This is a genomic window from Chroococcidiopsis cubana SAG 39.79, from assembly GCF_003991895.1.
GTDB lineage: Bacteria > Cyanobacteriota > Cyanobacteriia > Cyanobacteriales > Chroococcidiopsidaceae > Chroococcidiopsis > Chroococcidiopsis thermalis.
In genome coordinates, this window is record NZ_RSCK01000021.1 from 1 (window position 1) to 25,408 (window position 25,408).

The 25,408-nt window shown below is 44.6% G+C and carries 21 protein-coding genes; 8 read left to right on the forward strand and 13 right to left on the reverse strand.

Going from position 1 to position 25,408, the window contains the following annotated elements:
- Nucleotides 1-217: 217 nt before the first annotated feature.
- Nucleotides 218-628, forward strand: a complete 411-nt coding sequence (locus tag DSM107010_RS14920; RefSeq protein ID WP_106171409.1) for a hypothetical protein — start codon at nucleotides 218-220, stop codon at nucleotides 626-628.
- A 62-nt stretch (nucleotides 629-690) separates the two neighbouring features.
- Here DSM107010_RS14920 and DSM107010_RS14925 read toward each other — a convergent pair whose 3' ends face one another.
- Both DSM107010_RS14925 and DSM107010_RS14930 read right to left on the reverse strand, forming a co-directional pair.
- A complete protein-coding gene (locus DSM107010_RS14925; RefSeq protein WP_106171407.1) occupies nucleotides 691-921 on the reverse strand; it encodes a hypothetical protein in 231 nt (76 codons plus the stop codon).
- An 11-nt stretch (nucleotides 922-932) separates the two neighbouring features.
- Nucleotides 933-1,508, reverse strand: coding sequence for a Uma2 family endonuclease (locus tag DSM107010_RS14930; RefSeq protein WP_015152848.1), 576 nt, complete (start codon nucleotides 1,506-1,508; stop codon nucleotides 933-935).
- 60 nt (nucleotides 1,509-1,568) lie between these two features.
- On the opposite strand from DSM107010_RS14930, the gene DSM107010_RS14935 reads away from it, so the two are divergent.
- Nucleotides 1,569-2,279 (forward strand): ATP-dependent Zn protease, encoded by a 711-nt coding sequence (locus DSM107010_RS14935; protein WP_106171404.1) that lies wholly within the window; start codon nucleotides 1,569-1,571, stop codon nucleotides 2,277-2,279.
- On the opposite strand, the gene DSM107010_RS14940 is transcribed toward DSM107010_RS14935, so the two are convergent.
- From DSM107010_RS14940 to fbp, 5 genes are all read right to left on the reverse strand, one after another.
- Nucleotides 2,276-3,853 carry a cobyrinic acid a,c-diamide synthase CobB gene (locus tag DSM107010_RS14940; RefSeq protein ID WP_127023276.1) on the reverse strand — a complete coding sequence of 526 codons (1,578 nt, stop codon included), beginning with the start codon at nucleotides 3,851-3,853 and terminating at the stop codon, nucleotides 2,276-2,278. The two genes, DSM107010_RS14935 and DSM107010_RS14940, sit on opposite strands and share 4 nt — an antisense overlap.
- Before the next feature lie 176 nt (nucleotides 3,854-4,029).
- Nucleotides 4,030-5,394 carry a glucose-6-phosphate dehydrogenase assembly protein OpcA gene (opcA, locus tag DSM107010_RS14945; RefSeq protein WP_106170504.1) on the reverse strand — a complete coding sequence of 455 codons (1,365 nt, stop codon included), beginning with the start codon at nucleotides 5,392-5,394 and terminating at the stop codon, nucleotides 4,030-4,032.
- Between the two features lie 143 nt (nucleotides 5,395-5,537).
- Nucleotides 5,538-7,067, reverse strand: a complete 1,530-nt coding sequence (zwf, locus tag DSM107010_RS14950; RefSeq protein WP_015152852.1) for a glucose-6-phosphate dehydrogenase — start codon at nucleotides 7,065-7,067, stop codon at nucleotides 5,538-5,540.
- 133 nt (nucleotides 7,068-7,200) lie between these two features.
- Nucleotides 7,201-8,346: a transaldolase gene (tal, locus tag DSM107010_RS14955; RefSeq protein ID WP_015152853.1), complete on the reverse strand. Its 1,146-nt coding sequence runs from the start codon at nucleotides 8,344-8,346 to the stop codon at nucleotides 7,201-7,203.
- Between the two features lie 161 nt (nucleotides 8,347-8,507).
- Complete coding sequence (gene fbp, locus DSM107010_RS14960; RefSeq protein ID WP_015152854.1) at nucleotides 8,508-9,590, reverse strand: class 1 fructose-bisphosphatase; 1,083 nt, start codon at nucleotides 9,588-9,590, stop codon at nucleotides 8,508-8,510.
- Nucleotides 9,591-9,722: 132 nt separating this feature from the next.
- On the opposite strand from fbp, the gene DSM107010_RS42240 reads away from it, so the two are divergent.
- Complete coding sequence (locus DSM107010_RS42240; RefSeq protein WP_258183913.1) at nucleotides 9,723-9,854, forward strand: hypothetical protein; 132 nt, start codon at nucleotides 9,723-9,725, stop codon at nucleotides 9,852-9,854.
- 176 nt (nucleotides 9,855-10,030) lie between these two features.
- Here the strand turns inward: DSM107010_RS42240 and DSM107010_RS14965 are convergent, their stop codons facing one another.
- The 5 genes from DSM107010_RS14965 to DSM107010_RS14985 form a co-directional block, all read right to left on the reverse strand.
- Complete coding sequence (locus tag DSM107010_RS14965; protein WP_015152855.1) at nucleotides 10,031-10,345, reverse strand: RNA recognition motif domain-containing protein; 315 nt, start codon at nucleotides 10,343-10,345, stop codon at nucleotides 10,031-10,033.
- Nucleotides 10,346-10,833: 488 nt separating this feature from the next.
- Nucleotides 10,834-11,052, reverse strand: a complete 219-nt coding sequence (locus tag DSM107010_RS14970) for a ssl0294 family protein (RefSeq protein WP_015152856.1) — start codon at nucleotides 11,050-11,052, stop codon at nucleotides 10,834-10,836.
- A 274-nt stretch (nucleotides 11,053-11,326) separates the two neighbouring features.
- Entirely contained in the window at nucleotides 11,327-14,860 is a 3,534-nt protein-coding gene (nrdJ, locus tag DSM107010_RS14975; protein ID WP_106168253.1) for a ribonucleoside-triphosphate reductase, adenosylcobalamin-dependent, read from the reverse strand.
- A gap of 148 nt (nucleotides 14,861-15,008) precedes the next feature.
- Nucleotides 15,009-16,262, reverse strand: a complete 1,254-nt coding sequence (locus DSM107010_RS14980; RefSeq protein WP_015152858.1) for an FAD-dependent oxidoreductase — start codon at nucleotides 16,260-16,262, stop codon at nucleotides 15,009-15,011.
- Nucleotides 16,263-16,382: 120 nt separating this feature from the next.
- Complete coding sequence (locus DSM107010_RS14985; protein WP_106168254.1) at nucleotides 16,383-17,012, reverse strand: TetR/AcrR family transcriptional regulator; 630 nt, start codon at nucleotides 17,010-17,012, stop codon at nucleotides 16,383-16,385.
- 274 nt (nucleotides 17,013-17,286) lie between these two features.
- Between DSM107010_RS14985 and DSM107010_RS14990 the strand changes: the two genes are divergently transcribed.
- The 3 genes from DSM107010_RS14990 to DSM107010_RS15000 all read left to right on the forward strand — a co-directional run bounded on the left by DSM107010_RS14990 (nucleotide 17,287) and on the right by DSM107010_RS15000 (nucleotide 21,661).
- Nucleotides 17,287-18,150 carry an FG-GAP repeat domain-containing protein gene (locus DSM107010_RS14990; protein ID WP_127023279.1) on the forward strand — a complete coding sequence of 288 codons (864 nt, stop codon included), beginning with the start codon at nucleotides 17,287-17,289 and terminating at the stop codon, nucleotides 18,148-18,150.
- Nucleotides 18,151-18,333: 183 nt separating this feature from the next.
- Entirely contained in the window at nucleotides 18,334-21,078 is a 2,745-nt protein-coding gene (locus DSM107010_RS14995; protein ID WP_106170957.1) for a valine--tRNA ligase, read from the forward strand.
- A 130-nt stretch (nucleotides 21,079-21,208) separates the two neighbouring features.
- Nucleotides 21,209-21,661, forward strand: coding sequence for a hypothetical protein (locus DSM107010_RS15000; protein WP_106167719.1), 453 nt, complete (start codon nucleotides 21,209-21,211; stop codon nucleotides 21,659-21,661).
- A 44-nt stretch (nucleotides 21,662-21,705) separates the two neighbouring features.
- On the opposite strand, the gene DSM107010_RS15005 is transcribed toward DSM107010_RS15000, so the two are convergent.
- The gene (locus tag DSM107010_RS15005; RefSeq protein WP_106167720.1) at nucleotides 21,706-23,766 is read right to left on the reverse strand and encodes an ABC1 kinase family protein; all 2,061 of its coding nucleotides are present in this window, start codon (nucleotides 23,764-23,766) and stop codon (nucleotides 21,706-21,708) included.
- A 404-nt stretch (nucleotides 23,767-24,170) separates the two neighbouring features.
- Between DSM107010_RS15005 and DSM107010_RS15010 the strand changes: the two genes are divergently transcribed.
- Nucleotides 24,171-24,848: a potassium channel family protein gene (locus DSM107010_RS15010; RefSeq protein ID WP_015152865.1), complete on the forward strand. Its 678-nt coding sequence runs from the start codon at nucleotides 24,171-24,173 to the stop codon at nucleotides 24,846-24,848.
- A gap of 9 nt (nucleotides 24,849-24,857) precedes the next feature.
- Nucleotides 24,858-25,397 (forward strand): DUF3124 domain-containing protein, encoded by a 540-nt coding sequence (locus DSM107010_RS15015; protein ID WP_106167721.1) that lies wholly within the window; start codon nucleotides 24,858-24,860, stop codon nucleotides 25,395-25,397.
- Nucleotides 25,398-25,408 lie beyond the last annotated feature (11 nt).

Genomic DNA, 25,408 nt, shown 5'->3' on the forward strand with positions numbered 1-25,408 from the left:
ATGACCCACATCAACGTATTTGCCGCTCACAAAGCCAAGTCAGGCTATCTTTGGGCTTAGAAAGTTTTAAAGTCCCATTAATGAACAATTAAATTCAAGTTTCTTCGCTGAGGAAGGACATAAATTTAACACAAGTTCGGGATTTCAAAATGGTGAAGAAGAAGGTGGTTTCAGTTTAGGGGGAGGTCTTGGAGCTGGTGGGTTAACAGTAGGAGCATTGTTAGCATTTACTGGAATTGGTCTTGTTCCACTACTATTAGCTGGAGGAGCTGCTGCTGCAATTGGGTCATTTATCTTTGGCGGTCCAAGTGAAGAGGAGCTTCATTATAAAGCCAAACAGCAGGTTTACGATTTAGGATTTAAGAAGTTTAATGAATCAGCAGAGGAAATATTCAATAAAATTGAAGAAAACATTGCCTCAGTTTTTTATAATAGAGTTGAGCAGGCAGAGCAAGTAATTGAGCAGCTAATTTCAAGTCATGAAAATATTTTAGAGCAACAAAATAAAGTACACAAGGAAACACTGGAACAACGCGAAGCTGAAAAAGCATTTATCTCTCAACAACGTAGAAAACTTGAGCAGCTACAGAATGAGATTGATGCTATTCTAAGTCAATGTGTTGGGTAGAAATGCCTCATTCTATCCTAAATGCGATCGCGTGCTTATTAAAAGTAAGAATGCGATCGCTCTTATTTACTATCCTTTTCTTCTATCTGTTTTTGTAAAAGCTCCTCTAACAAAATATTTCCCTTCCCGCGACGGTAAACATTGATTGGGTTATTTCGATTTTCTGCCTCAACTTGGGCAATTAGCTCGTCAAGTAACATAATTTGAGCGTCAAACATTAAGCAGATTTCACGCATCCTAGCAGCTCTTTGCTTGACTTTTTCCAGATCGGGAAACTTTAATGACTGATTCATGTTAAAGTCCTCTAAGTAAAAATTCGCCGTAAATTGAGCGTAAAACCTGGCAATACATCCTCGCCAGACAAAGTAAAAGGATTTTGTAAAGTTTCTACTTGTTGCCCTTGACGATATATTTCTACTTGACGATCTTGAGGATTAATCAGCCAACCCAAACGCGCTCCATTATCCATATATTCTCGCATCTTGGCTTGTAGTTGTTCAAGGCGATCGGTAGGAGAACGCAACTCTACTACAAAATCTGGACACAGGGGTACATAACCGTCCTGTTGCTGTTGAGTTAAAGCATCCCAGCGTTCTCGCTGTACCCAACTTGCATCGGGTGAGCGTTTAGCGCCATTAGGTAAAATAAACAGAGTTGAAGAATCAAATCCTTCACCTTTATCTAAGTTCTCTTCCACCCAATTGCCAAATTGCCTAGATAGACTTAAATTTTTCTTTCCTGATGTTCCTCCAGTAGGTGGCACTATAACTAAATCTCCTGCTGCTGTTTGTTCAAAATTCCACTCTGGGTTAGCTCGAACGACTTGCTCGAATTCGGCATCATCAAGCTTCAATGCACGTACAGTTAGGCTACCGTTCATTTTTCAATCTCCATTCGCGAGATAATAAGAGAAATAACTGTAGTTATATTTATCTTAAGCATGAACCAGACTGCCCTAAACTTAGTTGCTATTTCCATCTTCGCGATGACGCTTTCAACACTGCTAAGTCCTTTGTTGCATTTTTCACCAGTGATTCCAGCGCTTGCTACATTCAGCGTTTTGGCAGTTGCAACATTAGATAGCTTCAGTTTTCAAGGCAAAGGTGGTAATTTAGTTTTAGACTGGCTGGCGAGTTTTTCACCCCAACACCGCGATCGCATTGTTCGCCACGAAGCGGGACATTTTTTGGTAGCGCATTTATTAAATATCCCGATTACTGGTTATACTCTCAGCGCGTGGGAGGCTTTGAAGCAGAAACAACCAGGTTTAGGTGGTGTCAGTTTTGAAGATCGAGAGTTAGCAGCGCAGTTAGATCGGGGTATGCTGACAGCTCAGATGCTAGACCGTTATTGTACCGTTTGGATGGCAGGTCTAGCCGCAGAAGATTTAGTTTACAGTAACACCGAAGGGGGAGCAGACGATCGCCAGAAGTTAGGAATGGTTTTGACTCCTTTAGGATATACGGCTAATGCTGTAGAGCAAAAGCAACGCTGGGCGGTTTTACAAGCACGGACTTTATTGCAGACAAATTGGTCGGCTTATGAAGCTTTGGTTGGTATGATGCAGCAACGGGCTGGGGTTGATGAGTGTTGTCGGGCGATTGAGGAGAATAGCGGAATTCGGAATTCGGAATTCGGAATTCGGAATTAACTCAATACCCTTGAATCTCTCCAAGAACCACAGTGTTGTAAAAATCGGGCGGGAATGTCAGGGCGCGTACCAAAATGGAGGTGGATGTAAGAGGCGTGTAGGTTGGGGAGTCGCCAGCCTTCGGGAGTTGGGGAAGTGCTGAATCCTTGGGTTTGAAATAGGGGTTGGATTGGTAATTCTGAAGCAGAACGATGAAATTCATGTCCCCAGACTGTATCGTTTGTTTGTAACAAGGGACTATCTTGAAGCGCAACGCAGTGGCGATATCCTAGAGTAAGGCGAGAACTCATTGTAGTAGCGGTGGGAATAGCGCCTACCATTGTCCAAGAATTACCATCAAAATCAATAATTTTATCGCATAAATACATTAATCCCCCACACTCAGCATATGTAGGCATTCCTGTCAATATAGTTGTTTTTACTGAAGCAATCGCTCCTCTATTTGCTGCTAATTCTTGGGCGAAAACTTCAGGAAATCCACCACCAAAATACATCCCACAAACATCTTTTGGTAATTCAGGATCGGTTAAGGGACTCCAAAATACAAGTTCTGCCCCTAATTGTTGCAATAAATCCAAATTGTCTTGGTAATAGAAATTAAAAGCGCGATCGCGCGCAATGGCAAGTCGAATTCGGAATTCGGAATTCGGAATTCGGAATTGGTGATTTGGTAATTGGTAATTGCGAATTGGTAGTTGGTAAAATCCTTCTTCCTTGTCCCCCTTGTCCCCCTTGTCCCCCTTGTCCCCCTTGTCCCCCTTGTCCCCCTTGTCCCTCTTGTCCCCCTTGTCTCCCTTGTCCCCCCTGCTCCCTACTCCCTGCTCCCTGCTCCCTTGTATCAAAGGCATTAATTTGTCCCAATCAAAACAGGTTTGGGCTAAGGTTGCTAATTGCTCGATAACGAAATCTAGTTGGGGAAGTTCAGCGGTGGGGACTAGACCGAGATGGCGATCGGGAATAGTAATATTATCGTGGCGGCGTAAAACACCGAGAATTGGTAAGTCTAGAGGTACAAGGGCATCTTGTAATAATTGTAAGTGGCGATCGCTTCCAACTCGATTCAGTACGAATCCGACTATTTTTACATGGGGATCGAAGGAACGATAACCGTGGGCGATCGCCGCAACCGAACCAGACAGGCGACTGCAATCTATAACCAGTACTACAGGTAGATTGAGTATTCGGGCGATGTGAGCGGTACTGGCAAAATTAATTGGTAGTTGGTAGTTGGTAGTTGGTAGTTGGTAATTTTGACTTTTGACTTTTAACTTTTGACTTTTGATATTACCAATTCCATCAAACAGTCCCATCACTCCCTCTACTAGTGCATACTCAGACTGTTGGGTATGATGGATAAAACATTGCTGGACGTAAGTTTCGGAAGTCAGTACGGGGTCTAGGTTGCGGCAGGAAGATCCGGTGACGTACTGGTGAAACATCGGGTCGATATAATCTGGTCCTACCTTAAAAGACTGGACGGATAATTTTTGCCACCGACATAAAAAAGATAGTAGGGCAAGCGTCACGGTTGTTTTGCCTACCCCACTGCGTTCTCCAGCAATAATTAAAGACATAACTTAGTAGTTGGTAATTGGTAATTGGTAGTTGGTAATTGAACTTTCAAAAGCATTCATTTTGACTTTTGTACGGGCGGGTGCGCGCAAATAGGTTGACAACCTTAAGTGAAAATTTTTGGTCAAAACCCGCCCCTACGTCTTCTCATTACCCATTACCCATTACCCATTACCCATTACCCATTACCCATTCTCAACATCTGTACTGTCACTGCCAGACTTTCTTCAAATAGTACGTCTCGTCCCCAGCGTTGTAGTTGCTGCGAGAGCAACTCTTCAGCACTTTGATCGGCAAGGGATGTCACTTGGTTGACGATTCCAGCTTGAGCGCCGCCGTGTGCCTCCATCCGCATACAGCCAGAGGTTTCGGAACACAAAACGGTAGAACAGTTGGCAGCTGGATTCGTAGAGGTTAAGCGTAAAGCAATCAAATCTCCAGCTACGTCACCGTCGCTAGCAGTTGGAACGCCAGCAATTTCTGCTTCGACTTCGCGATCGCCTTCTGCCATGAAGTAAAAGCGTTTAATGTCGTAGTCTCCCGTTTCTGTAGTCACTTTAGTCGGTCGCCAGTTCAATCGACTTGCCAACCAGCCTAAAAACATCAAGGCTTGGGCAGAATTGCCTTTTTCATAGTCTATAGTGACGCGATCGACTTCCCCTAATGCAGCGCGGCGCTGGGGTGGATCGAAAGCTTCTGCCGTCAACTCTTGCCAAGCAGCTAGCCGACTCCAGTTGACATCGAAAATTGTCATGCCTGCATCGATCAATTCTTGCAGCCGGATGAGATTGGTTTCAACTTGTGTAAAACTGTTGGAGTCGAAGATGACAGAGTTGCAAGAGGCTACCAAACGCTTGAAGATCGGGTGATCGGGTTCTGGAGTAGCTTTCCACCAGAGAAACTTCGGCAAGCCACCAATTAATAAATCTGGAACCATGCCTACCACTCTTTCGAGGGCTTCAACCGTTCCCGTCAGGGTGATGTATTCGCAACAGATCAAAGTTGTAGCGGACTGCTTTTGGATCGGGCAGTATGCCGAAACTTGTGCCTTTACGCCCTCGTCTTCTCCGGTGACTGGACATAAAGCAATAATTCGGCAAGGATTGCGGCTGGCGATCGCATCAGCAACAGCGGGACTGCGGGTATCCATTGCGTAAGCTGTCGTTGCTGCGCTGCTATCTACTACACCACGGCGTTTGCTTTGTTCTTCTCTAAGTTTTATGAGTAACTCTGGGCTAGATTTCCCCGTTTTTTCTAGTCCAAATACTTTTTGGGCTTCGCGAATTGCGGAGGCGGTGCGTGGTCCTGGGATGCCGTCGATTGGACCGCTGTAATATCCCAAAGCTGCCAGCAATTGTTGAGTTTCTTCTGGTTCGTAAACGATCAAAGTAAAGGTTTTGGCGCGAGTGGCGGCGGGCAGTCCCCCATCCTCACCAGCCACGCCATAACTTTGCCAAATCTGATTGAGTTCGGCTTCAATCTCGCTAACTGAGATATCCTTGGGAGCCTGAAGTGAGAAAATTGGAGCAGATTGAGTCACCATAGGACAGGATGAAAGATGAAGGATGAAGGATGAAACTAGCTATTAGCAATAGAGCGATCGCCACCTTTACCATCATTCCCGTAAATTGGTATTTGTAACAGATAGCCTGTATACAGATTGAGTGCCGATCGGTTCATTGCTACTTACAACCTACGCCAGCGACGACCATCTCGATCGATCAGTAATTCCGCCTCGGTTGGTTCCCATGTCCCTGCTTCGTATTGCGGAATTGTCGCGGGATCGGTGGGCGAATCCCAAACTGAGAGGGCTGGAGTCACTAATTGCCATGCAGCTTCTACTTCGTCGGCTCTAGTGAATAGCGTTTGGTCGCCCATCATGCAATCGAGTAAGAGGCGATCGTATGCGTCGGAAGTTGCTTGTAAGCCAAAGGAACCATAGGTAAAGTCCATATCTACAGAACGAGTTCGTAAAGTTCCCCCTGGCATTTTTACTTCAAAACGCAACGAGATTCCCTCGTTTGGTTGAATTCGCAGCGCCAAGATATTAGCGTTCATCTGCTGTGCTGCCGACTGAAATAACAAATTCGGCACTTCGCGGAAATGAATTGAAATCTCCGAGACTTTTTTGGGCAAGCGCTTACCCGTCCGCAGATAAAAAGGCACTCCCTTCCAACGCCAGTTGTCGATCAAAAACTTCATGGCAACAAACGTAGGAGTTGTAGACTGGGGATTCACCCCTGGTTCTTCTCGATAACCAGGGACGCGCTTGCCTTTCATCCACCCCGCACTATATTGTCCTCGTACTGCCGCACGTTCCAAATTCTGAATATCTGCTAGGCGAGTCGCTTGAATCGCCTTCATTTTCTCCGTACGGATTGAATCGGCATCTAGGGAATTAGGTGCTTCCATTGCTGTGAAGGCAAACAGTTGCATCAAGTGGTTTTGCAACATATCCCGCAATGCTCCAGAGCTTTCATAATATCCCGCTCTGTCTTCTACCCCGACTGTCTCGGCAACTGTAATTTGGACGTGATCGACAAACTGACGGTTCCACAATGGTTCAAAGATGGCATTCCCAAAGCGAAATACCAGCAAATTTTGGACTGTTTCTTTGCCCAAATAGTGGTCGATCCGGTAGACTTGTTCTTCTTTACAAACTTGCTGCACGACGCGGTTGAGCGATCGCGCCGTTCCCAAATCCCGACCGAAAGGCTTTTCAATCATCAAACGGGTTTTGAGCGGATCTTTGAGCATTTCTGCTTTGCCCAACTGCTGGATGGCTTCTGCAAAAAATTTGGGCGATACGGATAAGTAAAATACGCGGTTGCCTCTGGTTCCCCGCTTTTCATCTAACTCTGCCAAAAAGTTTTTTAGCTTTTGATAGCTTTCGGGATTGTCAATATCTCCGGGGCAATAAAATATACCCTGAGAAAACTCTTGCCATAGGTCTTCCGAACCAATACCGTCAGAAAACTGCTCGATCCCCTCCCGCATTTGTTCGCGGAAGTAATCGTGACTCCATTCTCTGCGTGCTACGCCTACAATTGTAAATTCGGGTGGTAGGCGGCGTTCCCGTCTGAGTTTGTAGAGTGCTGGAACGAGTTTGCGCTGAGTCAGATCTCCCGACGCACCAAAAATGACTAAGATTTGCGGTTCGGGAACTCTCTGTTGTTGCAGCCCCACTCGTAAGGGATTTTCTAGCAACGTGACCATATGAGGGTTAAGGGGTAAGGGGTAAGGGGAAGAAGAGAGCTGAGGAAGTTGAGGAAGCTGAGGGAGCGTCGAAAGAATTTAATTATGAATTGCGAATTCAATTGACTCCCTATCTCCTCGCTCCTCGCTCCTCCTATACAGGTGACAGCTTAGCAACCTTCTCTTCCAAAGACTGCATCAGCGATTCAAAGGGTTTAATGAATTTGTCGATCCCTTCCACGAGTAATTCGTCCATCACTTGGTCGATATCGATCGCCACATCTGGATCTTTTAAGTTTTCAATTAACTTGTATGCTTCCTCGACATTTGACTCGACGCGATTTGCTACGTCGCAGTGGTCGGCACACGCATCAATCGTATTGGGTGGTAATGTATTGACTGTTTCAGGACCGATCAATTCGTCAACGTACATGACATCGCTGTAGTTAGGGTCTTTGGTACTGGTGCTAGCCCACAGCAATCTCTGAACGTTTGCGCCTTTGGCTGCTAATGCTTGCCAGCGATCGCTTTGAATAATTTTCTTGTATTCTTGATAAGCAATCTTAGCGTTGGCGATCGCGACTTTCCCTTTCACGGCTCTTAATTTTGCTTCTTTCTCAATCCGGTCTACGCCTGCTTTGAGGGCATCATCAATTTTCCCGTCAATATTAGAATCGATCCGCGACAGGAAGAAGCTAGCCACAGAAGAAATCTTACTAATATCCTTTCCTTCTGCCGCGCGTTTTTCTAAACCGCGAATATATGCCCAGGCTGTTTCGATGTAACTTTGAACTGAGAACAACAGCGTTACGTTGACATTAATCCCCTCAGAAATGACCTGTTCTACCGCTGGTAAACCTGCATCAGTCCCAGGAATCTTAATCATTACGTTATCCCGCCCGATCTCTTGATAGTAACGACGGGCTTCATTAATTGTCGCCTGGGTATCGTGGGCGATCGTGGGAGGAACTTCAATGCTGACATATCCATCTAGTCCGCCGGAAGCGTCATATACAGGACGCAAGATATCGCAAGCATCGCGGATATCTTTAAAGACTAGGGATTCATAAATTTTGTAAGTTGGCAATCCCGCCCGAATCCCTGCTTCGATGTCAGCATCGTAGATCGCATTACCCGCGATCGCTTTTTCAAAAATCGCTGGGTTAGAGGTGATCCCGCAAATACCTTGATTCTCAACTAAATTCTTCAGCTCTCCAGACTGAACTAAGTCACGGGTCAAATTATCCATCCAAATGCTTTGACCGTATTCTTTGATCTCTAGTAAATGATTTGTTGCCATAATATTTGTATTTCTCAACTCTTCATTGGTTTGCTAGATGGGGAGCGAGGAGCGAGGAGCGAGAGATAAGAGAGCGGGTGATGGGTGGCTGGAATGTCTCCTTGTCTCCCTTGTCTTCCTTGTCCTTTCCCTAACCCCTAGCCCCTAACTCCTCATCCCTCTCATTGTGGTATGCGTGCCTGCGCCCGAATATTCTTTTCCTCTTGGGCTTGGGCGTGTCGCTGAATAAAGGACTCAACTAATGCCACGTCATCTTTACTACCAATAATCAACGGAGTGCGTTGATGCAGTTTTTCTGGCACGACATCCATGATGTCTTGGGTTCCCGTAATTGCTCTGCCTCCTGCTTGCTCGACCAAAAATGCTAAGGGAGCAGATTCATACAGTAGGCGAATTTTACCTTCTGGTTTTTTCACCGTGCCAGGGTAAAGGAACACGCCACCTTGCACTAAAATCCGATGAATGTCACCTACCATAGCTCCACTGTAGCGTGCGGTATAGCCTTCTGTGCGGTGGACGTAACGAATGTATTCTCGGATCGATTCGTCCCATTGCCAGAAGTTGCCTTCGTTGACGCTGTAGACCGAACCGTGTTGCGGCAGTTGAATATTTTCTTCTGAAAGTATGAATTCTCCGAGGCTGGGATCGAGGGTAAAAGAATGTACGCCCTTGCCGATGGAATACACCAAGATGGTGCTAGGACCGTAGAGGATATATCCTGCCGCAATTTGTTTGCTTCCCAATTGCAGTAAGTCTTTTGCCTCTCCATCTAGATCGTTGCCTTCCTGCTGTCGGATGGCGAAGATCGATCCCAGACTCATATTAATATCTGTATTGGATGAACCATCGATTGGGTCGTAAAGCAAGGTATAACGACCAATCGGACAGTTTTCAGGAATGTAATATGGCTTTTCCATTTCTTCGGAAGCCAAGCGACAGACTAAACCACTCTGCTTGAAAACCGAGATAAAGACATCGTTGGCGTAGACATCCAACTTTTTGACTGATTCCCCCTGTACGTTCACGTCTCCGGTAAATCCCAGTACGCCTTCCATCAATCCCGCACGACTGAGGTGACGCGAGATTAACTTGCCAGCGAGGGCAATGCGACTCATTAAGGCGCTTAGATCTTGGGCATCAGCAGAAAAACTTTGCAACTGTTGTAGGACGTGTCGAGACAGTGTTGTACAATCCCGACCGAGTGCAGATTCGTAATCTATTGAGTGTTGGACAGCTTCAGCCATAACGATCGCTCTCTCTGTAGATGAGGGCATGTTGCAAGATTTACCAATAAGGCAGCACCCTGCACTACTATCTTAGGAACTGAATCTAATAGTGGAATCTGACTTTAGATAAACTATAGAAATCACTGCACCTTGCCATGCGCGATCGCCACAATCGTGTTGCTGAGCGATTACGAAATACTGCGATCGCAGCTCGATCTTCAGAGTCTTATTTTCAAACAATGCCGTCAAGCCATCAGTCTAGTTCTTGCCAAGAGCGATTGACAACATGCGTTGAACTGATGACAAGAATTAGATCGAGCCAATTGCGATCGACAAAGCACCGACCAGCAATTATCAGTGTCAGACACTTAACTGGTCAGTGAAAGGGTTGACCCAAATTCAGATTTAAACTATTAATCTTGTTCCGAGTAGTTTCCTACAGAGCGGGGTGATTGTCACTACTCCTGACCAAATCTTGCCCTCACTCCGGCTCCGTTACGCCGATATCCACCGCCGCCACCGCCATTTTCTTCGCGGGGTTTAGCTTTATTGACTCGCAGCTGTCTTCCCATCCATTCTGCACCATCTAATTCAGCAATCGCTGATTCTTCTTGGGCATCCTCGTCCATGTCAACGAAAGCAAATCCGCGCATTCTGCCAGTTTCCCGATCCATCGGTAGGACAATGCGCTTGATCGCGCCATACTCTGCGAATACAGTTCTCAGGTCTTCTTCCGTAGCGCGGTAAGAAAGGTTTCCAACGTAGATAGTCATAATCGGTCGCGTAAGTCTGAACAGAGAGTCAAGTTCAGTCGGGAAATCGAACCTAAAAATTTGCAGTTTCGGCAAACACCAGATTTCAAATTTATCAGTAATCTAGCTTTCAAGATAGACAACCCCAGTCGGTAGCAGCTTCTCAAATTTAACCAGTTACAGGACTGAACTCACACTTACGCATATCATATCGTATGGTTTGTTTATCAAAGGTCTTCTGTATTACAAATACTGCCTAAAAAATTTCTGATAGTTATCATTTAATCTGTTAACTGTTAACAGTTAACAATCACCACTAGACCTCCTGCATGAATCAAAAAATCATGGATGTCATTCTGTTGGCGAAGCCTTCCCGAAGGGTACGCAACGCAGTGTAGTGAAGAATCTCCCAGATGTTTCGCTTCGCGTGTGGATGACAATTCAAGTATTCACGCAGGAGGTCTACTGTAGAGACGCGAAAGATCGCGCCTCTACGTAACTCTCTACCTCTAGTCGATAGAAATGCTTTGGGGACCGCTAGTTTTGCCGTTGCGATCGCCAGATGTGGAAGAATTGTAGCTGGAAGAATCAGACTGGCGATCGAGCCAACTTTTGACTGGATCGTCAGCTAGGCTGAGGCGCAGTACCCCAGAGACAAATCCTCCTAAAAAAGAAACTGGGTGCTGTACCAATTCCTTAAAAATAGGTGCTAGTTCGTCTACAAACATATTTGAATTTCCTCTATGCGTGGCTGCATCTGTACTGTTTGAAATTCTAGCTCTTTATAGAATTGGGAGTCGGGGAGAAGAGAGCTGAGAGAGCTGAGGGAGAGTCGTGGAGTTGGGGGAGAAAGAAAATTCAAAATTCAAAATTTTCCTACACCCCACACTCTACACCCTTTCTTCACTGTCAACTGTCTTCACGTAGCTTGCTTCTCTGCAGGAGTAGTGTAGCGCAGCGTTTACCGTTAACCATCAACTACCAACTACCAATTACCAATCCCTACTTACCTTCTACTTGAGGAAAGAGGCATTTATCTGAATCGCACCCTGCTGGACCTGCTTCATCTAACTCTTGAGCATCATAGCGGCTGAGGGCAGTATAAAAATCATGCACTTGCCGTCGGGAATGCACTTGTTGCATTAATTCTTCGTACTTAGCCTTGGTTATCGGTTCAAATGGCAAGCGGGGAAAAGTTTGTAAGTCGTCAAATCTAGCTAGTAAGGCAGCACTAATATAGCCTTCATCGTTTTGAATGGCTTCATAAATCCGCGTCCCTAATGCTTCTACCTCGTTTTCTCGTAACTCAATTGTTGCGGACGTATTATGAGTGACATAGTATTTCTGCACTTGCATGTAGAAATCCATCTGGGCTGGAGCGCTAAATTTGCTAATTTCAATTTCATCAGCACCAGGTAAATCTGCCCAAGGCACGGCGACAGGAATTTCTACCAACCACTCCATACAACGAGGATCGAAGGGATCGTTCAACAAATTGCCATTTTCGTCTTTGTCCGATTGGGAAGGAATGACAGCATAACCATAATCAATGCAAGCTAGTGCCACTGGATCGTTTTTGCGGAAGGTAATCCGACGAATAAAACGTTGGGCTTTAGGGGGATGCCAGCCAGGAGACGCGCCAGTCAGTAAAGATTTAGTCCCGCTAGGTTGGACTGTGGTACAACGATTAGGGCGTTTAATGTGATGGCGATCGCAATACTCCCATACAACGCGAAACACGATATCGCGCCAACGGCTGAGATACTCCCGTTCTTTGGTTCTAAAATACTCACCTAAATTCTCAATTCCGAATTCTGCCGGTCTTCCTTGTTCCCACCACCGCAACCAATCTACGCCAAAAGCGCGGACGAAGAAATCGAATAGTCCCGTGAAAGAAACACCCACAATTGGGTCTAATTCCCGACTGAATTGATAGCGGGGTTCGAGAAATTTGTGGTTCAACAAAGAAGCGACAGATAAGGCTCCTGCGGTAAAAGCTTCTTCTTGTTCTTTGTCATTTTTGGGTTCGATTTGATTTAAATGAACTTCCGATAAGTTGCAGTGGAAATCAGCACCGTGGATCTCGCCGCATGGATTCAAACCATATCTTGAAAGCCTATGTTCTAGTTCTGAAGCTATTATTTCAGGATGGCGATCGCGCAACCAATTTTGAGCTTGTTCTTTTGAGTTTGTGTATGTTTTGATAAATTCTTGTTTTAGCTCTTGGCTAGTCAAAATATCTGCATTACTACGGGCGATCGCTTCTGGCGCATATTGAATCGCTCCTTCACCAGAATAATATTGACTACGAACGGCGTTAATACATTCTTCTAAAGTTGGTTTTTGATGAAATACGCGGGTATGATTTGCCATTCTCAACGCATCGCGTTCGGGATCGATCCGCCAATTACCATTTTCATCTTGTTGCCAAAGGTTATTTTTAGCATTAGCAAATAATTCATCATTGCTAGTACCTTGGCGCATCCCTGCACTATTGTGAGTTAGGTAGCCATCACAATAAAAACAGTGAGCTTCTTCTACTTCGATATCGTAGGTTTGCACGCAGTTGTAGCTTCCCAAAGCATTTACTGTAACTGGAATATCGAGACAAATATCTGATTCAGCAACGTAGCGTTCGTAATTAGCATCCACATCGCGAGAACCTTGAAATCCCATGCCTCGCATCTCACTATAGCTATATACCTCACGCATTAGCGAACCAGGTATAGTAAATCCATACATCTTCAGTCCTTGGCGTAATTCACCTTTGACTGAATGCAGTGCAATTAAGGCATTATATTGATTTTTTAAAGCAGGTATTGTGACATTGTATTTTACTTGCCAATTTTCTATTTGCGGACGAGTTAGCTTTACTCTTCCAGCAATTCCCAAACTGGAAAGAACAGCAGCTACTTGTCTAGCAAATGAGCGATAAACTGTTGTCACTAAATGAGGTGGTCTATTATTAATTGCACCATCACTGTCCATTAAACCTGCTAGATAAGCAGCTCTGATGTCAACCGAACCTTGCAAAATAAAATCAGGAATTTCTATCGCTTTATTCGGTTGTTTGATGTATTTATGGAAATATTCAGCTAAGCGAATAGAAGTGACACGCGATCGCAGTGTATTTTCATTTGAGAGCAGTACATGCGTTACCTTGAGTCCAAATAAAGCTAGAGCGCGATCGATCTTATCGTGAATTTTGGCAGCGAGTTTTTCATCTAAGCTGCTACAAGCCCAAGAAATTGCTCCATAAGGTTTTCCATGCTTATTTCTACCTAAACTAACATATCCATCACCATGAGTCAGACCAATTAGCCATGCCACGTCAGGAGTTAGTTCGGGGATACTAATTGGGCTAGCATTTCTACTTTGAATCGGTCGTTTTGTAGTAAAATCTCGTGGCAATTGAGTCACAGTACCAGGAAGAACCTGAGCATTGTGCATGAGGCGATCGCCTTCTACTAAATCTCCAATTCGCTGCCAATTAATCTTACCTTTAGCATCAGCTAAAACGGCAATACGATGATTTAAAGTAGCGCGGGGAAAAGTACCATTTGTCTCAATTTCGTAGACTTCTTGAACGCCTTGGTCAAATTTATCAATCACATGTCGAAAACCAAGTGGAGTTTGTACCAAATCTCCAATTTGGATATCTCGAATTGGTATAAGTCCTTTTGATGTATGTACTAAAGCATCTTCAGGTAAACAGCGGCGAACATTGCCTGCGACAACTACAACAGCAGCTTCATCTATTAATAAACAACACTCAACTGAATTCAGTTTTCTGCCTACAGCTTTATTTAAAATTGCCGCACAGCGTTGATACAATTCTGGCAATTTAATCGGGTTAGCAACGCCGCCAAAGCCTTTTAAAATTTCCCCTGCGGGACGGATGTTACTTAAATTGACGCTAACATGTACGATACCCGAAAAGGCATCGTTAGTTGATAGTTCTAACAAAGTTTGATAGGACTTAACCCAACCTCGACGGCTATCACCCACAAGAATATTGACGATATTCCCTTCGATTTGTACTTCTGTCTCTTCTCTCCGTTCTGAAGCGGGATTTGTGCCAATTTCTCCTTCTACAGTGACGTGGAGGCGGTTGCGAATTACAGGCAATTGGTTAATGTACTGGGGTTCGAGGATTGCACCCGTACCGCAGCCCATCATTGCTAAGTCCATCATCAAGCCAAAAGCCCGCCAGTCTACCACGTTGGTAGAAGTACAGTTATAAGCGCCAGAAAAGTTTTCTGGGCGAGAAATCCATTCCGTACCTCCTACCCACAGCCAGCGTCCGCTTGGGAGAGATTTCATCTCCTTTTGCATTTTTTCGAGAATAGCGGCTTCTGCTGGGGTGAGTTTACCCAATTCCACTAGCCCGCGCAGGGTGCGATCGCATACTTGTTCCCAAGTCTCGCGCCCACCTCCTATCCGCCGACTATACGTTCTGAAGAAGACTGGATTTGCAGCTGGGGCAGTTTCGGGAAACTGGGTGGTTTGGGTTAAGCGCTGTAGCTCTCGCACCATAGTAGAGTCGTGATAAAAAAAGGTTTTGCTGAAGAAAAAGCCCTGGATGTTCAAGGCAATAGATTAAGACTATACGCGATTTACATATAGTGGTAAAGATTGAAAAATTACTCAATCTGCGCTAGCTCTAGGGCAAGAATAAGAAAAGTTAAGTTTTTACATGCACGGGTACTAACCCAAAGGCAATGAACCGCGCTAGCAAGTCACGTAGAATAGACAGCCGTAACAAACTTGGCACTTGGAACTTTTGCCCTGGATTGAGGGCTTTAGCAAGAATTTGCTTTTGGATTAAAGACTGAAACACTTGGATACATCGCGTGGGTAACTCACGACGACGCTGAACTTTGGCTAAGTCCTGTAGCTGCAATCTACCAGTTCTTAGTGGTTCGCTCAGCAGGTTTGCCGCGACTACGGCATCTTGAATCGCATAGTTGATCCCTACTCCACCAACGGGTGACATGACATGAGCAGCGTCACCAATTAATAGTAAGCCAGAACTATACCATTGCGGTAGGCGGTTCGACTCAACCGAGAGAAATGCTACTTGCGACCACTCTTTGAGTAATTCCACGCGATCGCTAAATTCCGGCACTACCTCAACAATAGACTTTCTCAACGCCTCCAATCCCGCCGCCCGCAAATCTTGGTAGCCACCTTTAGGAATGACATAGGCAATCTGCCAGGAATCATCGCGATCGATCGTTACTAAAATATGACCGCTACCGATACGACCATTCAACCCTTCTGGTTCATCCGGTCGGCGCGGAAGACGAAACCACAGCACGTCCATAGGTGGCGAGGTCTCAATTGGCTGAAATCCAGCTAGTTGACGTAGGCGGGAATGACGACCATCTGCACCAACTGTAAGCTGCGCCCTGACTTCATGCCAACCGCCATGTCCGCGATAGCGCACGCCTCGGACTCCTCCATCTGCCACAATTAATTCTTGTACGTTTGCGCCCAATACGAGTTGAAAGTTGGGATACTGTTTTGCCTCCTCGGTGATAAATTCCAAAAATTTTACTTGGGGCATCACCGTGATGTATTGATAGCGTGTTTTCAAGTGACTGAAATCAGCTATTGGGAAAGTTTTCCCATCTGTGCGAATACTCAGCTGGCGTAGTTTGGTGTGGCGCAGCTCAAGCAAGCGATCTGCTAAGCCTAATTCTGCCAAGATCTCCATCACAGACGGGTGAATGGTATCACCCCGAAAGTCGCGATCGAAATCTTTGTGTGCTTCCAGCAGCATCACAGGTATACCTTGACGTGTCAACAGCAGCGCCAATACTGCTCCTGCCGGACCACTGCCCACAATACAGCAGGTTGTCGTTTGTCGGTCTAAAATGTCATGCTGCGGGGATACAGCATCAGTTGGCGATGTGGGAGTTATATCGTTCGTCATCTCAAAAACTCCTTAAAATTTTCAAAATCATTGGACTTATTTTTGATTGATTGGTTAATCAAAAAGACCCGAAAAAATGTCCTAAAGCTGAATTGCGTGAATTATTCCTACCCCGTATCCCTACTCATCTATGGGAACAACTAATGTCCCTTGTAAGAAAACTTTGACCGCAGTTTCTACCATCACTTCTGCACTAAGCTGCTGTGCGTCGGGTTGCATGAAGACCTCCCGCATTAGTAAATATGCCACAAAAGAACCAGCGAAACAGCGTGCTGCTGCGTTTGGATTCATCGGTTTGAGTACGCCAGCAGCCATCTGTTGTTCTAAATAACCAGACAAGAAAGCCACCGAACGACTAGGACCAATTCGATTTACTATTTCTGCAACGTGCGGCTGCCGAATTGCTTCTCCCATGATGAGTTTGAATAGAGCCAGCGATGTAGGATTTTCAGCCATTCTGAGAAAAGCATGACCGAACAGAGTTAACACATCCTCTATTGGTTTGGTCATTAACTCATCGCTATGGCTCAGTAGTTGCAGTAAAGGTAAGCGTTGTTCGATAACTTGCTCAAACAGATCGCTTTTATCCTTGAAATAGTGATAAATCAACCCAGGGGAACCAATACCGGATGCAGCAGCAATATCTTTATTAGTTGCTTTCTCAAAGCCTTTGCTAGCAAAAACTTGTAAAGCACCATCAATAATTTGCTGTCGCTTATCCTCAAAATCGCGATCGTCGCGTGGGGGCATTGTTCCGTCCTAAGTAAGTCAAAAGTTAAAAGTCAAAAGTCAAAATATTGAAACTCTATTTTCAAAATAGCATTGATTGACTAATCAATCAAAAAATTGACATGATTTTACAAAAAAAGTATAAATTCATACAAATAATCGTGGTTTTGAGTCAGTGCGATCGCGGCAGGTAATATATGGTACTTGTAGGCGATCGCTCTTGCTTGCAGTTACTAAGTATCTACCTTTAGTCTTTTTCCTCAATTTTCAGTAAAGAATTACGATGTTAAAAATTATGCCAAATAGACAAAGAGATTGGTCGAGCTATAAGGCAGTTAGAACGATGCCAATATTTTGCCTAGTTTTTTTAGGATCGTGTAGCGATCGCAAACCTGATGTATCGATCTCTAGCCAGTCTTCCCAGCAACAGACATCTACTTCATTGCTAAAAACTACCTATCCTAAATCGTATCCACTGAAACTACAAACAATAGGTGAATTTCATGGAAATGAAGTTCAAGCAAAATCGGGAGAACAATGGCTGGGACTGTTTGCTACACCAAAAGGTTTTGAGTTATTACCAACAAAGATTATGGTGAATACCGTTCGCGATTACGTTATCGACTTAGATGAAACGAAAAAAACTGGAAAAAAAGTTATCACCAACCAAAAAAGTCAACCTATTTTTTTAGTTAAAGGTACAGCTTATCTCAAGCCAGGGATAGTTAAAACTGTGTTTTCAGAGCAGCAGTATTTGACTCCTAACAAAGTTCTCAATCTGAGTTTGAATAGCGCAATAGATAGTGACTATCAGATAGCAATTGAAGATAAACAAAATCTCGAAAATAAAGAATTTTCATTTGAACGTCAGAGTAACACTAAAACTAAGAAATATATTTTTTCGGTTTCTGATAATTCTTCTATTAATCAAAATTTACAAGAATTTAAACATCATTATAGTAATAACGAACTACCCAGCGATCGCAAACCTCCCTCAGTTTTTTGGGCAGGCGATTTAGATAGGGATGGAAAACTCGACTTACTTATCGAGTCGGCAAGTCATGCTAATGTCTCCAGTCTCACATTATTTTTATCTTCACCTGCAAAAGAGAATAAATTATTAGAACCAGTAGCTCAATTCGTGACTCAAGGATGTTAGAGATCGATAGCAATAGATAATTAGAGCGATCGTTCTCCTCGCAGACATTAAAATTTAGAAAGGCTAAGAATCAGCTGTATTCACCAAAGACGAATGACGAATGACGAATCACAGTACTTGTTCTACCTCCACCTTGCGCTATGGCAAAATATTAAATAATTCACTGCATTCCGTCTTCCCGACATGACAGCAACCATTCCTAACCTGCCTAGCCTCTACGACCCCTTCACCACTGAAGCCAAGTGGCAAAAGTTTTGGGAAGACAACCAAGTGTATAAAGCAGACCCCCAGCGCGGCGGGGAACCCTACTGCATCGTCATTCCTCCTCCAAACGTGACTGGTAGCCTCCACATGGGTCACGCCTTCGATAACACGCTGATAGATTCCCTGATCCGCTACCATCGCATGAAGGGATACAATGCCCTATATCTCCCTGGAACCGACCACGCCAGTATTGCAGTTCACACAATTTTGGAAAAGCAACTGCAAGCAGAAGGCAAAACCCGCTACGAACTCGGACGGGAGAAATTTCTCGAACGCGCTTGGCAGTGGAAAGACTCATCTAAGGGTACAATTGTCGGTCAACTGCGCCGCTTGGGAGTTTCCGTAGATTGGTCGCGGGAACGCTTCACGATGGATGAAGGCTTAAACAAAGCAGTTATAGAAGAGTTTGTCCGATTTCACGAAGAAGGACTAATTTATCGCAGCAAATATTTAGTAAACTGGTGTCCCGCCACTCAGTCAGCAGTATCCGATTTAGAAGTAGAAAATAAAGAAGTCAACGGGCATTTATGGCACTTACGCTATCCATTAACTGATGGATCTGGATCTGTAGAAGTAGCAACAACGCGACCGGAGACAATGTTAGGCGATACGGCTGTCGCGGTAAATCCAAATGACGATCGCTACAAACATTTAATTGGTAAAACCCTAACTTTACCAATTATGCAGCGAGAAATTCCGGTAATTGGCGATGAATTTGTCGATCCTGAATTTGGAACGGGTTGCGTTAAAGTGACTCCCGCCCACGACCCGAACGATTTTGAGATGGGTCAGCGTCACGATCTGCCGTTTATTAATATTATGAATAAAGACGGTACGCTGAATGAAAATGCGGGAGATTTTCAAGGACAAGATCGATTTGTTGCCCGTAAAAATGTCGTCAAACGGTTAGAAGCCGATGGATTTCTCGTCAAAGTAGAAGAATACAAACATGCCGTACCGTATAGCGATCGCGGTAAGGTTCCGATTGAACCCCTACTTTCAACTCAGTGGTTTGTCAAAATTCGTCCTTTAGCCGATCGCACTCTATCATTTCTAGACGAGCAAAATTCGCCTCAGTTCGTTCCCCAACGTTGGACGAAGGTTTATCGCGACTGGCTAGTTAAATTAAGAGATTGGTGTATTTCGCGTCAACTGTGGTGGGGACATCAAATTCCCGCCTGGTATGCTGTCAGCGAGACAGGTGGAGAAATTACTGACAATACGCCGTTCGTTGTCGCACGAAGCGAAGCAGAAGCACGGGAAAAAGCTAGTGCACAGTTTGGTGCGGATGTCAAGTTGGAGCAAGACCCAGACGTATTAGATACGTGGTTTTCTTCTGGATTATGGCCCTTTTCTACTTTAGGCTGGCCCGATCGCACTGAGGACTTAGAATTTTACTATCCTACCGCTACCCTAGTCACGGGATTTGACATTATCTTCTTTTGGGTGGCAAGAATGACCATGCTAGGGGGGCATTTTACCGGACAGATGCCGTTCAAGGATGTTTACATCCACGGGTTGGTATTGGATGAAAATGGTAAGAAAATGTCCAAGTCAGCGGGAAATGGGATCGATCCGCTGTTACTAATGGATAAATATGGGACAGATGCCTTACGCTACACCTTGGTGAAAGAAGTTGTCGGCGCGGGACAAGATATTCGGTTGGATTACAATCGTCAAAAAGATGAATCGGCTTCTGTGGAAGCTTCCCGCAACTTTGCCAATAAATTGTGGAACGCCGCCCGATTTGTAATGATGAATTTGGATGGCAAAACCCCGCAACAATTAGGTGTAGAGGCGTTGCACGCAACGTCTCTACAATTGTCCGATCGCTGGATTCTCTCTCGCTACCACCAGGTGGTCAAACAATCTACAGATTACATTGATAATTACGGATTGGGAGAAGCGGCAAAAGGTTTATATGAATTCATCTGGGGCGATTTCTGCGACTGGTATATCGAATTAGTCAAATCGCGGCTATTTCAGAAAGATGCCGAGGGCGCAGCGTCGCGGCTGGTAGCACAACAAACTCTTGCCTACGTTTTAGAAGGTATACTCAAACTCCTGCATCCCTTTATGCCTCATATTACTGAGGAAATTTGGCACACGCTGACGCAATCAGAAGAGGGGCAGAGTATATCCGTACAACCATATCCAGAATCAGATGCGACTCTAATTGACTCAGAATTAGAGCAGCAATTTGAATTGTTAATTGAGGCAATTCGTACCCTGCGCAACCTACGGGCGGAAGCAGGAATTAAGCCAGGGGTAAAGGTAAAAGCGGTAATGCAAAGTGAAAGCGATCGCGAACGCCAAATTTTGACAAGTAGTGAATTGTATATTCAAGACCTTGCCAAAGTCGAGTCACTGACGATAACTTCAGCTTTAGAGACAGCATTAGAACCTGCGATCGCCGATGTTGTCGGTACAGTACAAGTCCTAATTCCTTTGGCGGGAGTTGTTGATGTTGTCGTACTCAAAGCTAAGCTAGAAAAAAGCCTTAGTAAAGCCCAAGCTGAAGCCAAATCTCTCTCGGCGCGACTATCTAACCCTACCTTTGTTGATAAAGCCCCTGCTGATGTCGTCCAAGGCGCTAAGGATGCTTTAGCCGAAGCAGAAAAACAGATTGAAATTCTCCAAGCCCGATTGCGTTTGTTGAAATAGAGACAAGGGGACAAGGGGGACAAGGGGGACAAGGGGCTTCAGGTGCAACTACCAATTACCAACTACCAACCACCGACATCCCACACCCCATACCCCACACCCTTTCTTCACTCACCACTCACCACTCACAATGTTCTACCTCGCTCAAATTATCAAGTACGGAATCTCCGGTAAGTTAGGCTTAAAACTACTTGCCAGTCAGGAAGCAGAACATACTTGGGTATTGGTAAGCGATCGCAGCGCTATTCTCGATGTGGAAACTACGATTGGCGATCGCTGTCCTTTTACCCTGGCTGAGGGTTTGTTGGTATTAGCAGAACTCTCGCCTGATTGCTGCCAAGTTTACAGCCTTCACAATGCTACGGATTGGGTGATGGAATTAGTCCAAACCTATCTCACTAGTGGCATTACTCCATTATTTTTGCAACAAGAAATGGAACGGGCAGAAAAATGGCGACAAACCCTAACTTTACAGACGCAAGAGTTATCTCGACGGGCGTTAGAAGTGGAAGCTAGACGAGAACAAATTCAGGCTTTGGAAACGAATGTGAGGCGAGAACAAGAGGAAGATGAACCTGGGTAAGTCGTAAGTCGTAAGTCATAAGGTGGGCAATGCCCACCTTGTTTTTAAACCTTTGCGGGTGGTAACACTAGCCGATCGCGCGCATCTGGTTTATAACCGTTGCTGTAATTATCTTCTGGTGTAATTAATAATTCCCGCAACAAACGGGCGATCGCCTTTTGCGTTAACTGGCTGGCGAGTTGCTGCCCAATCTTTTGAGTCTCTGGTTTTGTCAACACCTGTGTTAATTGCGGAATTAATTGTGCCGGGTCGAAACCACGAGTTTCTTGTAAAATTCCCCAAATACGCTTAATATGCTCCAAAGTTTGCTGTTGCTCGGAAGAAGCACCTGGAGTTTCATGAATTGCCATTGCCAAACGATTTCCCAAGGGAACGCGATCGAATGTATCTCGCAGCCTGGATGTGACGGCGTGTAAGGTATTTCGACTCACAGCATCTACACTCTTAACGATCTCATCTACCAGGCGATCGCGAATAAAAGCCCCGCGTTCGGATGAGAGAAAATCAATCATTTGATTCAAGACAATATTAAAGTCATAGTCCTGATTGCCACGGGCATTGCGTAACAAGTTTTCTAAGCGATTCCAGCGGAACGTCCCTTCTTTAAACAGCAAATCTTTTAATGATGCGCGCAACTCTGGCGCGGGATCGATCAACAAACGCTTTGCAACGTAAGGATAAGCGGCACTGAGAACTTTAAAATCAGGTTCGATCCGAATGGCAATTCCTTCTAACGTCACCAGAGAGCGAATGATCAAAGCGTAATATGCTGGGACGCGGAAAGGATATTCATACATTAAATTCGACAGTTCGTCAGTAATACTTTTAATATTTAATTCCGATACGCTAGCACCCAAGGCGGCGTTAAATACCTTAGCAAAAGCAGGGACGATGGGTGTTAAATCTGTATCTGGAGTCAAAAACTCCAGTTTCACATAGTCCTGTGCTAAAGAGTCAAAATCACGATTTACCAAGTGGACGATCGCTTCAATCAATCCGTACCTTTGGGCTGGCTTGATCTCGCTCATCATGCCAAAGTCTAAATATGCCAACTTCCCATCGGGCGTAGCAAGTAAATTCCCTGGGTGAGGATCGGCGTGGAAAAATCCGTTTTCCAATAGCTGACGCAGCGAACACTGCACCCCAACTTCAATGATGTGTTGGGCATCTATTCCTTGGGCGCGAATCGCTTCTACCTGCGTCAGCTTCGTTCCGGTAATCCACTCCATCGTCAAGACTCGGCGCTGAGTGTATTCCCAGTAAATTTTAGGAATATAAATATCTGGTAAATACCCGTAGTATTCGGTAAAACGTTCGGCGTTTTCGCCCTCCTGAACGTAGTCCATTTCTTCAAAAATGCGATATCCAAACTCGTCGAGAATATCGACTAAGTTACTGCGGATGCGCTTAAAAGTTTTGTTTGCCCAAGCTGCCAGACGACGAATGATATATAAGTCAATAGTAATGCGATCGCGTAAGTCTGGGCGCTGTACCTTCACCGCCACATCTTCCCCAGTCTTTAGCTTACCCTTATACACTTGCCCTAAAGAAGCAGCAGCAATCGGATTGGCAGACAGTTCGGCATAAATTTCTTCGGGAGTTTGCCCCAATTCCTCTTGAATGAAACGGTAGGCGATCGCATTATCAAAAGGTGGTAGCTGATCTTGCAGTTGTGTTAGTTCCTCTAAATATCCAGGTGGAACTAAATCGGGGCGAGTAGAAAGAGCTTGACCGATTTTGATATAAGCTGGACCAAGTTGCGTCAACAATTCTCTTAACTGAACTGCCCTACGCTGCTGCATTTTTAAGCTGCGTCCCCATTGCTTATCCCACCACAAACCAAAAGCAAAGGAAAAACAGGGCAGCAGAACCGCAAAAATTCTCCCAATAACCTGAAAAGGACGACGACTGTAATATGCAGCGATCGCTTCCGGTTCGTATCTTAATGCAAATTCCGGCTCGATCGAGCTGTGTCCAATTTCTGTAGCGTGTCTTGGCACAACATCTGTGCTAGTCACGGGGCTATCTGTCGTTACTTCTACGTAACTGTTCCCTGTTTGGCTGTCCAACTGCTGAGGATTTGGGGAAACCTGCTTCACATTCATGAATTTGGTGACGCTTGGGCGTGAGTTTGCTAACTATTGTAACAATTTGTTACCTAAAAAGTTGTCGCAATACCCGAAGGCTACCGGACTTAAGATAGAAATTTGCTATCACTCCGATAGCGATCGCACTGCACCAACGTCATCATTATCGCTTTTTAGTTCAGTAAAGTAATCCTACTGATGACGGGCAAGTTTTGGAGATTCTATCGGTGGTTGGCTGTTGAGGATACCCGTTCTTACCCATCTTTATTTTTGATCGCGCAAAGACGCAAAGACGCAAAAGTACTCTTAGCGCCTTAGCGTTTTTGCGTGACATTTGCTCTGACAATCAAAAATAACGAATGACTAATGGCATACAACATTTCTGCTAGCCTGTAAATTGAAGTATATAGCTTGATATAGCAATGTATATACTTATTGGCGGCGCGGGCTTAGTTGGGCTAAATTTGGCACAAAAGCTTGTAGAGTTAGGGCATACGGTTGCAATTATTGATTGCGATCCTAATGCCTGTCGTTATGCCCGCGAACAAGTGGGGGTGATGGCTTTTGAAGGGAGTGCAGTCAATACAGAAGTGTTGTTAGAAGCAGGGATTCGCAAAGCTGACTCTGTGGCTGCTGTCCTCCGTCAGGATGCTTTAAATTTAGCAATGGTCACTCTTGCCAAGCACTACGGAGTCTCTCATATTTTGGCGCGGATGCGTCACCGCGATTTTGCCGAACCGCTACGTCTTGCTGGAGCTAATCATATTATTAGTACTGTAGAGCTGGCAGTCTCTACAATGGTAAATGCGATCGAGTATCCCCAAGTGGAATCGATGATGCATTTCGAGCAGGGACAAATTGAAGTATTGAAACTCGCGCTTCCTAATAATTGCTACGTTGTCGGTCGTAGCGTTGCCGAAATTGCTCAGGATCGAAGATTTCCTACAGGCTCTTTAATTATTGGTTATCAAGCCCACCCTCATGAAGATTTAGTCATACCTAATGGTAGTACAATACTAGAACCGGATTCAACTGTATTAATCGTGACGAAACCAGGTTCGCTACATCAAGTCATCGATTTTATCGAAGGTTGTCGGTAACTAATTTTCATGAGAATATATCCATTATTTTGCTTACTTGTATCTGTTTTTTTTCTGTATTCCTGTACGTCACCAAGTCCGTCGCAACAAGCTAATTCTCCACAGAAAACTTCATCTCAACAAGTAGTAAATGTAGATGAAAACTTTAAAAGAGTAGCAGGTAAAACTGTCTACGTTCCTGTCTACTCTCATATCTATCACGATGATGGGAAAAAGACTTTTAATTTAGCAGCTACCCTTAGTATTCGTAATACCGATTTGGCAAATCCTATTGTCATTACCTTTGTTCGCTACTACGATACAAATGGAAAGTTAGTCAGGCAATATTTAGAGCAACCAATTCAAATTGATGCTCTAGCTTCTACAGATTTTGTCATTGATACAACCGATACGAGTGGAGGATCGGGAGCTAAATTTCTTGTGGAATGGATAGCTCAAACAGAAATTTCTGAACCTATTATTGAAGCAGTTATGATTGGTAGCGGCTACCATCAAGGCATTTCTTTTATTAGTCCAGGTAAAGTCATAAAATCAGATAACAATAAATAGCGAAATACAAT